Genomic DNA, 11,552 nt, shown 5'->3' with positions numbered 1-11,552 from the left:
GGGTTGCGACTTGGGGAACTGCGCGCAATGGTCGCAAGAGGCAGCGGTTTCTCCGACTTTTGGCGTCTTGTGTGGGCGCAGCCTGCTGTGTATCTTGATCAGCCTTTGACCGTTTGGGCGGTCACGACCCTATTTTTGAGATTGGCCCCACGAGGCGAATCTGACGTTATCCATATAAAAAATTGAGGAGCACATCGATGCGCGTCATTCTGCTGGGAGCTCCCGGGGCCGGTAAAGGTACTCAGGCTAAGTTCATCACCGAAAAATTCGGCATTCCGCAAATCTCCACCGGTGACATGCTGCGTGCAGCGGTCAAGGCCGGCACCGAACTGGGCATCAAGGCCAAGAGCATCATGGATGCCGGTGGCCTGGTGTCCGATGACCTGATCATCGCACTGGTCAAGGACCGCATTGCCCAGTCCGATTGCGCCAACGGTTTCCTGTTCGACGGCTTCCCGCGCACCATTCCCCAGGCTGAAGCCCTGGTGACTGCCGGCGTCGAGCTGGATGCAGTGGTTGAAATCGCCGTCGAAGACGAAGAAATCGTCCAGCGTATCGCTGGTCGCCGTGTTCACGAGGCCAGCGGCCGCGTGTACCACATCGTCTACAACCCGCCGAAAATCGCTGGCAAAGACGACATCACCGGTGAAGAGCTGGTACAGCGCAAGGACGACACTGAAGAAACCGTACGTCATCGCCTGTCGGTCTACCATTCGCAGACCAAGCCGCTGGTGGATTTCTACCAAAAGCTGTCGGCTGCCAATGGCAAGCCGCAATACAGCCATATCGAAGGCGTCGGATCGGTTGAAGCGATCACCTCCAAGGTGCTTGCAGCCTTGAGCTGAAAAACCTGATCCGCTGCATCATCCACGGCCCGCTTGCGGGCCGTAGTTGTTTATACTGACGCACTTTTTCTGACCTCTTTTACGGAAACATCAATGAGCACCTTGCTGGCCCTGGACACCGCGACTGAAGCTTGCTCCGTTGCCTTGCTGCATGACGGCAAGGTCACGAGCCATTACGAGGTGATCCCGCGCCTGCACGCGCAGAAGCTGTTGCCGATGATCCAGCAGTTACTGGCCGATGCCGGGACCACCCTGCAAGCGGTCGATGCCATCGCGTTCGGCCGTGGCCCGGGTGCCTTCACGGGTGTGCGTATCGCCATCGGCGTGGTGCAAGGCCTGGCGTTTGCCCTGGATCGCCCGGTGCTGCCGGTGTCGAACCTGGCCGTGCTGGCGCAACGTGCGCTCCGCGAACACGGTGCCAGTCAGGTCGCTGCTGCCATTGATGCGCGCATGGATGAAGTGTATTGGGGGTGCTACCGCGAAACAGCGGGGGAAATGCGCCTGGTGGGTACGGAAGCGGTCCTGCCGCCGGAGTCCGCTGCATTGCCGGCCGATGCCAGCGGCGAATGGTTCGGCGCAGGCACCGGTTGGGGTTATGGCGAGCGTATCGCCGTCAGCCTGAGCGGGCAGGACGCGGGCATGTTGCCCCATGCCGAAGACCTGCTGACCCTGGCGCGATTTGCCTGGGCGCGCGGCGAGGCGATCGTGGCCGACGAGGCACAGCCGGTGTATTTGCGCGATAAAGTGGCGACGCCCAAAGCACGGTAGATTTTCAGGATTGAGTTGGTTCAATCGCGGGCAAGCCCGCTCCCACAGGATCACCTCTAACCCTGTGGGAGCGGGCTTGCCCGCGATGGCGATCTATCGGACGCAGTCAATCGTCATTTTCTAACCCCGGCTTTTAAACCTTTTGCCTTTTATGTGTTCTAGTTATCACTCGGCGGTTTGCGAAGTGGGAAATGCGCCACTAAACTGCCATTACTGATTCCGAGCATGCAGCTATGCGTATAGACGGCGTTTCCTCTCAGTCCTACCCCATCAAGCGCAAACCTCGCACAGGCCGCGTGGTGGAAGACGACGCCATTGATATCGAAGGCGAGCTGGAATTCCCGACTGAAGAGCAACTGGCTGCACGCGCCGCCAAGGCCTCTGCGCAAAAACTGAGCAATCTCCCCGCCCGACAACAAGACATGCTTTACCACCGTGCCATGAGCAAAAGCGTGGCGATGGCCCTGGCCAGCTACCTGAGCACCGCCGGTTTCGTCGATTGGGAAGCGGATGTGCTGGGTCTCGACCTGTACATCTGATGTTGCTGCCGTACTACCTCGGTTGTCCCTCGTGGAGTGAAAACGCCTGGCGCGACTACCTGTACCCGCTGGACGCCAGGCCAGCTGAGTTTCTCCATCTCTATTCCCGAGTATTCAATGCCGTAGAAGGCAACACGACCTTCTACGCGAGCCCGGCTGCGAGTACCGTGCAGCGTTGGGCCGACACCATGCCCGATCACTTTCGTTTCACCGCCAAGTTTCCCGGCGAGATCAGCCACGGCGGTGACTTGCGCGAGCAACTGACCGCCGCCGAGACCTTCCTGCAATTACTCGGCCCGCTTGGCGAGCGGGTGTCGCCACTGTGGTTGCAGCTGTCGAAAAGCTTCACGCCCCAACGTTTGCCCGAACTGGCCGGATTTATCGATGCCCTGCAGCGGCCGCTGGCCGTGGAAGTGCGGCATGACGACTTTTTCGCCAAGGGTGACAGCGAGCGAATGCTCAATCGTCTGTTGCTGGATCGCGGAGTCGAACGCATCTGCCTCGATCCACGTGCGCTGTTCAGTTGCACGTCGACCGAGCCATCGGTGCTCCATGCGCAATCGAAGAAACCTCGCGTGCCACCGCGTCCGGCGGCATTCACGGCATTCCCGCAGGTACGTTTTATCGGCCATCCGACGCTTGAGGCCAACGATACGTTTCTGGAGCCTTGGGTCGGGAAAATCGCGCTCTGGATCGAAGAAGGCCGCACGCCGTATATCTTCCTGCACACGGCCGACAACATACTGGCGGCGAAACTGGCGCAGCGCTTTCACGCCAGGCTGATGCTGCGTTTGCCTGGCTTGCCGGCGTTGCCTGAGCTATACAGAGAACCCGCCATCGAGCAACTTGGCCTGCTCTGAGGCGGATTTCCCCCTCTTCAGGAGCCTGCCAATGGATGCGCAAACCCTTCGAGCCCAGGCGTTCAAAGCCCTTCACGAACGCCACGGGGCTTTTGTGATTCCCAATCCGTGGGACGCCGGTTCGGCGAAAATGCTCGCCAGCCTCGGCTTCGAGGCGCTGGCGACTACCAGTGCCGGTTATGCCTTTTCCCAGGGGCGTGCCGATGGCGGATTGACCCTGGACGATACCCTGCTGAACGTTCAGGCGATTGTTGCCGCCACCGACCTGCCGGTTGCCGTGGACCTGGAAAACGGTTTTGCCGACAACCCGGCCGATTGCGCCAAAAGCCTTTTGCGCGCGGCTGAGGCCGGTGCTGTCGGTGGTTCGATTGAAGATGCCACCGGCCGCGAAGAAGGCCCGATCTACTGTTTCGATCACGCTGTGGCGCGTATCGAAGCTTCTGTCGCGGCCGCCCGCAGTCTGCCGTTCCCCTTCACATTGACTGCCCGGGCCGAAAACTTCCTGCATGGTAATCCCGATCTGGCCGACACCATCCGCCGCTTGCAGGCATTCGCCGAGGCCGGTGCCGACGTGCTCTACGCACCGGGCCTGCGCAGCGCCGAGGATGTATTGGCGGTGGTGCGGGCAGTGGCGCCAAAACCGGTGAATGTGTTGATGTCGGGCGGTTTGAAGCTGACAGTCGCGCAGTTGAGTGAAATGGGCGTCAAGCGCATCAGCGTGGGCTCGGCGCTCGCACTGGCGGCGTATGGCGAATTCTTTCGCGCCGCCGAAGAAATCCAGACATCGGGCACGTTCGGTTTCACGTCCCGGTCGATGCCGTACCAGAAGGCCAATCAGTTCTTCAAAGGCTGAGAGATGCGCAAGAGGGCGCGGCTGAAGATCAGGCGGCGATACGCAGGTTCTGCAGGATGATCGGGCGGGCCCAGCCGTTATCGAAATCGAGTTGTTTCTGTTGTTCCCGCAGTTCTTCTGGCGAGAACGGCGGGAACGGCTTGTCGAGCAGGTCGAGTTCGAACTCGGCGATGGGCAGGTGCAGCGGACGCGGTTGCGGGGCAGGACCGGCTTGCGGCACCGACTGATCGGCATTCAATACGATCGGGCGGACCCAGCCGCTTTCGAAGGCCTGCTGTTTTTGCTGGGCGACGATTTCATCCGCCGGGAACGGTGGGAATGGTTTGTCGGCCAGGTCCATTTCAAATTCGGCAATCGGCAGGAACAGCGGCTCGGGTGGACGTACCTGAATGTCCTTCACATCGCATTCACGCTGGGACACGATGTGCTCCAGCAGCTCGCTGCCGACGGTCGGCTCGACCGGGCTTTCTAGATCGACCGGTGGGAAATTCAGTGATTCAGGCAGCACATCACCCGCCTGTTCGGCCAGCGCCCGGGCAAAGAAATCCTGCCAGATGTGACTGACACCGCTCAGTGCCTGGGTATTTCGCAGGTTGTAGTCGCCGTAGGGCGAGATAAAACCTGTGATTGTGGGTTGAATGTCTGACATTTCTCTCGGTCGACGCTCAGCTCTGGCAAAATGCTCGATAGTTTTGTTATCGGCCGTTTTTGCCGATCATTAATTTTTTGAGCGTGTTTTCCGATGATTGATCAACCCGCGGCCTGCCGCATCCATGTCCAGGCCCTGGACGCGGCTTTCGAGCCACAAGCCGAGCAATGGGCCGAGCGCCTGGGCTTGCCGATGCAAGTGGCGGACGGCGAATTTGCCTTGCAGGTGGGTGACCAGGGTTTGCAGTTGCAACAGCTGGGGCCGGATGCGCCGGGGCCGGTGCGGGTGGACTTCGTCGAGGGCGGCGCGGCCCATCGCCGGTTGTACGGCGGCGGCAGCGGGCAGATGATTGCCAAGGCTGTTGGCGTCGCCCAAGGCGTGCGCCCACGGGTACTGGATGCCACGGCCGGGCTGGGCAAGGATGCGTTCGTGCTGGCCAGCCTCGGTTGCGAGATGAGCCTGATCGAGCGTCAGCCGCTGATTGGTGCCTTGCTGGAGGATGGCCTGGCCCGTGGCGCGGAAGATTTCGACGTGGCGCCGATCGTGGCGCGCATGCGCTTGCTCAAGGGTAACTCGATCGAGGTGATGCGCAATTGGGAAGGCGAACCGCCGCAGGTGATCTATCTCGACCCGATGTTCCCGCACCGTGAGAAAACTGCGTTGGTGAAGAAGGAAATGCGCCTGTTCCGGCCGCTGGTGGGCGATGACCCGGATGCGCCGGCATTGCTCGAAGCCGCGTTGGCCCTGGCCAGCCACCGGGTGGTGGTCAAGCGCCCGCGCAAGGCGCCGTGCATCGACGGGCCGAAGCCGAGCCATGCGCTGGATGGCAAGTCGAGCCGGTACGATATTTATCCGAAGAAGGCTTTGAAGCCTTAAGACCGAGTCGCCTTCATCGCGGGCAAGCCACGCTCCCACAGGTTTTGTGCCGGGTTCAAAATTCGAGTACACCTCGGACCCTGTGGGAGCGGGCTTGCCCGCGAAGGCGTCGGTACAGTCAACGCAATACTGTCAGGCTCACTCAGGCCGATAAGCCCGCATAAACAACCCCACCACTTCCCGCACATGGCTCTCTGCCGCCTCGCCAACCGGCGGCTCGCCGCAGCCATACAGCAAGCGGAAATTCCCGGCGCCCTTGATCAGGCAGAAGAAATGCTCGGCCGCGTTGTGCGGCTTGTCGATGCGCAACACGCCACTTTCATCGATCTTGATCAGCAGGCGCTCCATGCCATGGAGCATGCGTTGCGGCCCGGCCTCGAAGAAGATTTGCGCGAGTTTCGGATCCTGGCTGCCCAGGGTCATCATCAAACGGTGCAGATTCACGGACTCATCACTGTTGATCAACTGATGAAAACCCCGCGCGATGTTCAGCAGCACGGTTTCCACTGCCACACCTTCCGGCAATTCGAAGAACAGCGGTGGCAACTGCTCCTCGCACTTGGCCATCACGGCGGCGGAGAACAGCGTCTCCTTGTCGTTGAAATGGCTATAGACCGTCAGCTTTGACACACCGGCCTCGGCTGCGACGGCATCCATGCTGGTATTGGCATAACCCTTACTCAGAAACAGCGTTTTCGCCGCATCGAGAATTGCCTGGCGCTTGACCAAATCCTTGGGTCTGCCTGGGCCATTGGGTGCTGAAAGATTGTTTGGCATATTCGTTTTTATTACTGGACTGGTGAGTTTGCTATTAATAACATACTGCTCAGTATAATTATTCAAAGCACCATTAGCGAAAGGTCCTTTACCATGTTCCGCTATGCCTTGTCCCTCGCGTTGCCAGTCACCCTGGCTTTTTTATTGTCTGCGTGTGGTCATGAAGAAGCGCCGCCAGTCAGCGTGCGCCCGGCCATGGTGGTCCAGCCAGAGCCTTCGGCGCAGTCCATGGAAAGCTATCCCGGTGAAGTTCGCGCGCGTTATGAGCCGGACCTGGCGTTCCGTATCGGCGGTAAAGTCAGCCGACGACTGGTTGAGGAAGGGCAACGGGTCAAGGCCGATCAACCCTTGGCAGAGCTCGATCCCCAGGACGTGCGCTTGCAGCTGGAGGCCACTCGCGCCCAGGTCGCTGCCGCTGAGGCCAACCTGAACCTGGTGCGTTCCGAGCGTGATCGCTACAAGACCCTGATGGAACGCCAGCTGGTCAGTCGCTCGCAGTACGACAACGCCGAAAACCTCTACCGCTCCGGCGAAGCCCGCCTCAAGCAAATCAAAGCCGAATTCAACGTTTCCAATAACCAGGCCAGCTACGCCGTGTTGCGTGCGCCGCAGGACGGCGTCGTGGCCAAGCGTCTGGTGGAAGTCGGGCAAGTCGTGGCCGCCGGACAAACGGTGTTCACGCTGGCGACCGATGGCGAGCGTGAAGTGTTGATCAGTCTGCCGGAGCAGAATTTCGGCCGCTTCAAGGTCGGTGAACCGGTGACGGTGGAGCTCTGGACCCAGCCCGACCAGCGTTTCGCCGGGCGAATCCGTGAACTGTCGCCGTCAGCCGACCCCAAGTCGCGTACCTTTGCGGCGCGTATCGCCTTCAACACCGGCAACGTTCCTGTCGAACTGGGCCAGAGCGCCCGAGTGTTCGTGCAGGCCGCCGACGTGGTCCCACTGTCCGTTCCACTGTCTGCGCTGACCGCCGAAAACGGCGTGACCTATGTCTGGGTCGTCAGCGCCAACAACACGTTGAAGAGAACCCCGGTGCGCGTTGGTGCCTTCGGCGAGAAAACCGTACCGGTGCTTGAAGGGCTCAACGCCAGCGACTGGGTCGTGGCCGCCGGTGTCCATGTGCTTCTCGAAGGGCAGCAGGTGCGCCCGGTGGATCGTTCCAATCGCGTGGTCAATTTGGCGGACAAGGAGTAAGCCCCGATGCGCTTCAACGTTTCCGAATGGGCGCTGCGTAATCGCCAGATCGTCCTGTTCCTGATGCTGTTGCTGGCCATCGTCGGCGCACTTTCCTACACCAAGCTCGGCCAGAGTGAGGACCCGCCATTCACCTTCAAGGCCATGGTGATTCGCACCAACTGGCCGGGAGCGACTGCCCAGGAAGTCTCGCGCCAGGTCACCGAACGCATCGAAAAGAAACTGATGGAAACCGGCGAGTACGAGCGCATCGTGTCGTTCTCCCGTCCGGGCGAATCCCAGGTGACTTTCATCGCGCGCGACTCTATGCACTCGGTGGAGATCCCGGAGCTCTGGTATCAGGTGCGCAAGAAGATCAGCGACATTCGTCATACCCTGCCGCCGGGGATTCAGGGACCGTTCTTCAACGATGAGTTCGGCACCACCTTCGGCAATATCTACGCCCTGACCGGCGAGGGTTTCGACTACGCCGTGCTCAAGGATTACGCCGACCGCATCCAGATCCAGCTGCAGCGGGTCAAGGATGTGGGCAAGGTCGAACTGCTGGGGTTGCAGGACGAGAAAGTCTGGATCGAACTCTCCAACGTCAAGCTCGCCACCCTCGGCATGCCGCTGGCGGCTGTCCAGCAAGCCCTTGAAGAGCAGAACGCGGTGTCTACGGCGGGTTTCTTCGAAACCAGCAGCGAGCGATTGCAGCTACGGGTGACGGGGAATTTTCAGACGGTCGACGAGATCAAGAACTTCCCGATCCGCGTCGGTGATCGCACCTTCCGCATCTCCGATGTGGCCGACGTACGCCGTGGTTTCAATGATCCACCGGCACCGCGCATGCGCTTCATGGCGCAGGACGCCATTGGCCTGGCGGTGGCGATGAAGGATGGCGGTGACATTCTGGTGCTGGGCAAGGCGCTGGAAGTCGAGTTCGCCCGCATCCAGAAAAACCTCCCTGCCGGCATGCAGCTGCGTAAAGTCTCCGACCAGCCGGCAGCGGTGAAAACCGGTGTTGGCGAGTTCGTGCAAGTGCTGGTCGAGGCGCTGGCCATTGTGTTGCTGGTGAGCTTCTTCTCCCTCGGCGTGCGCACCGGCATGGTGGTGGCGCTGGCGATTCCGCTGGTGCTGGCGATGACATTCGCCTGCATGTATTACCTCGGCATCGGCCTGCACAAGATCTCCCTCGGCGCGCTGGTACTGGCCCTGGGCTTGCTGGTGGACGACGCGATCATCGCCGTGGAAATGATGGCGATAAAGATGGAGCAGGGCTTCGACCGGGTCAAAGCGGCGAGTTATGCCTGGACCAGCACCGCGTTCCCGATGCTCACCGGTACGCTGATCACCGCGGCCGGCTTCCTGCCGATTGCCACGGCGCAATCGGGCACGGGCGAATACACCCGTTCGATCTTCGAGGTGGTCACCATCGCGCTGCTGGCGTCCTGGGTGGCCGCGGTGGTCTTCGTGCCGTACCTGGGGGAAAAACTCCTGCCGGACCTGGCGAAGATTCACGCCGCCAAGCACGGTGCCGGCCAGCCCGATCCGTATGGCACACCGTTCTATCAGCGCGTCCGGCGTCTGGTGGAGTGGTGCGTGCACTGGCGCAAAACCGTGATCCTGGCGACCGTGCTGTTGTTCATTGCCTCTATCGTGCTGTTCAAGTTTGTGCCGCAGCAGTTCTTCCCGGCATCGGGTCGCCTGGAGTTGATGGTCGACCTGAAACTGGCCGAAGGCGCTTCGCTGAGCAACACCGCCGACGAGGTCAAACGTCTCGAAGCGCTGCTCAAGGACAAGGCCGGGATCGACAATTACGTGGCCTATGTCGGTACCGGTTCGCCGCGTTTCTACCTGCCGCTGGATCAGCAACTTCCTGCGGCGAGCTTCGCCCAGTTTGTCGTCCTGGCGAAAACCATCGAAGAACGGGAAACCCTGCGCACCTGGTTGATCTCGACCCTCAACGAGCAATTCCCGGCGCTGCGCTCGCGGGTCACGCGTCTGGAAAACGGTCCGCCGGTTGGCTACCCGGTGCAGTTCCGTGTGACCGGAGAGCACATCGAAGAGGTGCGGGCGCTGGCACGTAAAGTCGCGGCCAAGGTTCGCGAGAACCCGCATGTGGTCAACGTCCACCTTGATTGGGAAGAACCGAGCAAGGTGGTGTACCTGAACATCGATCAGGATCGCGCGCGGGCGCTGGGCGTGAGCACGGCGAACCTGTCGAGGTTCCTGCAAAGCTCCCTGACCGGTTCCAGCGTCAGCCAGTACCGTGAAGACAACGAGTTGATCGAGATCCTGTTGCGCGGCACCTTGCATGAGCGTACCGAGTTGTCGTTGCTGCCGAGCCTGGCGGTGCCGACCGATAACGGGCGCAGTGTCGCGCTGTCGCAGATCGCGACCCTGGAATATGGCTTCGAGGAGGGCATCATCTGGCACCGTAACCGCCTGCCTAACGTGACGGTTCGCGCCGACATCTATGACAAGGAGCAACCGGCGACGCTGGTGCAACAAATCATGCCGACCCTAGATCCGATCCGCGCCGAACTGCCCGACGGCTACTTGCTCGATGTCGGTGGCACGGTGGAAGACTCGGCGCGCGGACAGAACTCGGTGAAGGCCGGCGTGCCGTTGTTCATCGTGGTGGTGTTGACCTTGCTGATGCTGCAACTGCGCAGTTTTTCGCGCACGGCGATGGTGTTTCTGACGGCGCCGCTGGGGTTGATCGGGGTGACGCTGTTTCTGTTGGTGTTTCGCCAGCCGTTCGGTTTCGTGGCGATGCTGGGGACTATCGCCTTGTCGGGGATGATCATGCGTAACTCGGTGATTCTGGTGGATCAGATCGAGCAGGACATTGCTGCTGGTTTGAAGCCTTGGCAGGCGATTATCGAGGCGACGGTGCGGCGGTTTCGGCCGATTGTGTTGACGGCACTGGCGGCTGTTCTGGCGATGATTCCTCTGTCGCGCAGTGTGTTCTTTGGGCCGATGGCGGTGGCGATCATGGGGGGGTTGATCGTTGCTACGGCGTTGACGCTTTTGTTTTTGCCGGCGTTGTATGCGGCTTGGTTTCGGGTCAGGAAGGAGCCGGTTTGACCGGGTACATATCCATTTTTTTGGTTGCGGCGGCTGGCGGTTTCGCCCTTACGGCGACTTACTTTTTTACAAGCGCCTAAAAAAGTAAGCAAAAAACGCTCGCCCCGAACGTACGGCCCCTCGCCTGGGCTCGGGGTTCCTTCGCTCCGGTATTCATCCGGGGGCATCGCCTCCGGTCGGCTTCGCTCGACCTCCTCTCGATGTGTTCGGCTGCGCCGAACGGCGCTGCGCGCCCGCCCCCGGATGAACACCTCCACTCAGCCTCCCGAGGGGGCGGGTGGATCAAGATCAAGAGCTGCAGGCGAGCTAACGCTCGACCTGATGAGTGGTGAGAAGCGGGTGTTCGCAACTCTGCTGTTCTGTAGGAGCTGGCTTGCCAGCGATGGCGGCCTGCCAGCCGACCTGATTCTCTCGGATGCCCACCATCCCTGTGGGAGCGGGCTTGCCCGCGAAGGCGGCCTAACAGCCAATCAATCCATCACAGATGTACCCGATCCAATTGTAGGAGCGAGCCTGCTCGCGATGGCGGCTTATCAGTCAGCAGAGTTTATCGCCCAAGCCAACCATTCAGACCATTCCCACAAGACTTTCAGGTTGCCTGTCGGAAGCACGATCACTAGCCTCTGACGGTCGCTGCCAATTCAGCGACCGGGACTGCAAGCCCGCCAATAGTTTGTTAGGCGCCTACTTTGTGAGCTTCGCAATGATCAAAGACAGTCCTGATCCCTCCGCCTCTGAATCCGAAATACAAGTGTCACGCCGCCCCTGCCCAATTTCCTCCATCCACCCAGGCGTCGACTCCGAAACCCTGCTGGTCCATGCCTATGAAACTCTCGCTTCAGCCAATGTAATGGCAACCGAACTGTCGTCCATCCTGAGCGGCCCAGCCTGCAATCTGGCACTCGGCATTCAGCAGATGATTGTCCTCGCGCAACTATCAGTGAATCGCGTCCTCGATCAGTTGGATCAACAGCAATAGCAATAGGAAGAAGCCCGCTGAACCTGTACCAATCAGTGGGCCCTCATTGTTCCTGCATTTATCTCAGACCCGTCTGATATTGAGGCTCAAGAGCCCAGGTGTTGTACTCAAAACCCGGTTTTATGAATGTTTGAGACAGT

Annotated in this window: 12 protein-coding genes; 10 read left to right on the top strand and 2 right to left on the bottom strand. The window is 60.3% G+C overall.

Features of this window, described 5'->3' with window-relative positions:
* The first annotated feature begins 197 nt into the window (after window positions 1-197).
* The 5 genes from adk to AB4Z35_RS00780 all read left to right on the top strand — a co-directional run bounded on the left by adk (window position 198) and on the right by AB4Z35_RS00780 (window position 3,865).
* Window positions 198-845: an adenylate kinase gene (gene adk / locus AB4Z35_RS00800; RefSeq protein WP_007995783.1), complete on the top strand. Its 648-nt coding sequence runs from the start codon at window positions 198-200 to the stop codon at window positions 843-845.
* A gap of 93 nt (window positions 846-938) precedes the next feature.
* Window positions 939-1,613, top strand: a complete 675-nt coding sequence (gene tsaB, locus AB4Z35_RS00795) for a tRNA (adenosine(37)-N6)-threonylcarbamoyltransferase complex dimerization subunit type 1 TsaB (RefSeq protein WP_442095689.1) — start codon at window positions 939-941, stop codon at window positions 1,611-1,613.
* Window positions 1,614-1,846: 233 nt separating this feature from the next.
* Window positions 1,847-2,152 (top strand): hypothetical protein, encoded by a 306-nt coding sequence (locus tag AB4Z35_RS00790; protein WP_007990798.1) that lies wholly within the window; start codon window positions 1,847-1,849, stop codon window positions 2,150-2,152.
* Window positions 2,152-3,012, top strand: a complete 861-nt coding sequence (locus AB4Z35_RS00785; protein WP_442095688.1) for a DUF72 domain-containing protein — start codon at window positions 2,152-2,154, stop codon at window positions 3,010-3,012. Before AB4Z35_RS00790 ends, AB4Z35_RS00785 begins: the two co-directional genes overlap by 1 nt.
* Before the next feature lie 31 nt (window positions 3,013-3,043).
* Window positions 3,044-3,865: an isocitrate lyase/PEP mutase family protein gene (locus AB4Z35_RS00780; RefSeq protein WP_442095687.1), complete on the top strand. Its 822-nt coding sequence runs from the start codon at window positions 3,044-3,046 to the stop codon at window positions 3,863-3,865.
* Window positions 3,866-3,893: 28 nt separating this feature from the next.
* Here AB4Z35_RS00780 and AB4Z35_RS00775 read toward each other — a convergent pair whose 3' ends face one another.
* Window positions 3,894-4,514 (bottom strand): energy transducer TonB, encoded by a 621-nt coding sequence (locus AB4Z35_RS00775; RefSeq protein ID WP_442095686.1) that lies wholly within the window; start codon window positions 4,512-4,514, stop codon window positions 3,894-3,896.
* A 93-nt stretch (window positions 4,515-4,607) separates the two neighbouring features.
* Between AB4Z35_RS00775 and AB4Z35_RS00770 the strand changes: the two genes are divergently transcribed.
* Entirely contained in the window at window positions 4,608-5,390 is a 783-nt protein-coding gene (locus AB4Z35_RS00770; RefSeq protein WP_007995774.1) for a class I SAM-dependent methyltransferase, read from the top strand.
* Between the two features lie 138 nt (window positions 5,391-5,528).
* On the opposite strand, the gene AB4Z35_RS00765 is transcribed toward AB4Z35_RS00770, so the two are convergent.
* Window positions 5,529-6,167, bottom strand: a complete 639-nt coding sequence (locus AB4Z35_RS00765; RefSeq protein ID WP_116265094.1) for a TetR/AcrR family transcriptional regulator — start codon at window positions 6,165-6,167, stop codon at window positions 5,529-5,531.
* 93 nt (window positions 6,168-6,260) lie between these two features.
* Here AB4Z35_RS00765 and AB4Z35_RS00760 point away from each other — a divergent pair, with 93 nt between their 5' ends.
* The 4 genes from AB4Z35_RS00760 to AB4Z35_RS00745 all read left to right on the top strand — a co-directional run bounded on the left by AB4Z35_RS00760 (window position 6,261) and on the right by AB4Z35_RS00745 (window position 11,412).
* Window positions 6,261-7,361, top strand: coding sequence for an efflux RND transporter periplasmic adaptor subunit (locus tag AB4Z35_RS00760; protein ID WP_442095685.1), 1,101 nt, complete (start codon window positions 6,261-6,263; stop codon window positions 7,359-7,361).
* A 6-nt stretch (window positions 7,362-7,367) separates the two neighbouring features.
* Window positions 7,368-10,433, top strand: a complete 3,066-nt coding sequence (locus tag AB4Z35_RS00755) for an efflux RND transporter permease subunit (RefSeq protein WP_442095684.1) — start codon at window positions 7,368-7,370, stop codon at window positions 10,431-10,433.
* Between the two features lie 321 nt (window positions 10,434-10,754).
* Window positions 10,755-11,060: a hypothetical protein gene (locus AB4Z35_RS00750; RefSeq protein WP_442095683.1), complete on the top strand. Its 306-nt coding sequence runs from the start codon at window positions 10,755-10,757 to the stop codon at window positions 11,058-11,060.
* A gap of 76 nt (window positions 11,061-11,136) precedes the next feature.
* On the top strand, window positions 11,137-11,412 hold the full coding sequence (locus AB4Z35_RS00745; RefSeq protein ID WP_442095682.1) for a DUF6124 family protein: 276 nt from the start codon (window positions 11,137-11,139) through the stop codon (window positions 11,410-11,412).
* The last annotated feature ends 140 nt before the right edge of the window (window positions 11,413-11,552 follow it).

Origin of the sequence: Pseudomonas sp. KB_15, from assembly GCF_052114525.1 — a bacterium.
Taxonomy (GTDB): Bacteria; Pseudomonadota; Gammaproteobacteria; order Pseudomonadales; family Pseudomonadaceae; genus Aquipseudomonas.
This window is presented reverse-complemented; position numbering and strand designations above follow the sequence as displayed.

Excerpts from the sequence above, each read along its gene's own strand:
- adk (WP_007995783.1), top strand. The coding sequence starts at position 198 with ATGCGCGTCATTCTGCTGGGAGCTCCCGGGGCCGGTAAAGGTACTCAG.
- tsaB (WP_442095689.1), top strand. The coding sequence starts at position 939 with ATGAGCACCTTGCTGGCCCTGGACACCGCGACTGAAGCTTGCTCCGTT.
- AB4Z35_RS00790 (WP_007990798.1), top strand. The coding sequence starts at position 1,847 with ATGCGTATAGACGGCGTTTCCTCTCAGTCCTACCCCATCAAGCGCAAA.
- AB4Z35_RS00785 (WP_442095688.1), top strand. The coding sequence starts at position 2,152 with ATGTTGCTGCCGTACTACCTCGGTTGTCCCTCGTGGAGTGAAAACGCC.
- AB4Z35_RS00780 (WP_442095687.1), top strand. The coding sequence starts at position 3,044 with ATGGATGCGCAAACCCTTCGAGCCCAGGCGTTCAAAGCCCTTCACGAA.
- AB4Z35_RS00775 (WP_442095686.1), bottom strand. The coding sequence starts at position 4,514 with ATGTCAGACATTCAACCCACAATCACAGGTTTTATCTCGCCCTACGGC.
- AB4Z35_RS00770 (WP_007995774.1), top strand. The coding sequence starts at position 4,608 with ATGATTGATCAACCCGCGGCCTGCCGCATCCATGTCCAGGCCCTGGAC.
- AB4Z35_RS00765 (WP_116265094.1), bottom strand. The coding sequence starts at position 6,167 with ATGCCAAACAATCTTTCAGCACCCAATGGCCCAGGCAGACCCAAGGAT.
- AB4Z35_RS00760 (WP_442095685.1), top strand. The coding sequence starts at position 6,261 with ATGTTCCGCTATGCCTTGTCCCTCGCGTTGCCAGTCACCCTGGCTTTT.
- AB4Z35_RS00755 (WP_442095684.1), top strand. The coding sequence starts at position 7,368 with ATGCGCTTCAACGTTTCCGAATGGGCGCTGCGTAATCGCCAGATCGTC.
- AB4Z35_RS00750 (WP_442095683.1), top strand. The coding sequence starts at position 10,755 with ATGAGTGGTGAGAAGCGGGTGTTCGCAACTCTGCTGTTCTGTAGGAGC.
- AB4Z35_RS00745 (WP_442095682.1), top strand. The coding sequence starts at position 11,137 with ATGATCAAAGACAGTCCTGATCCCTCCGCCTCTGAATCCGAAATACAA.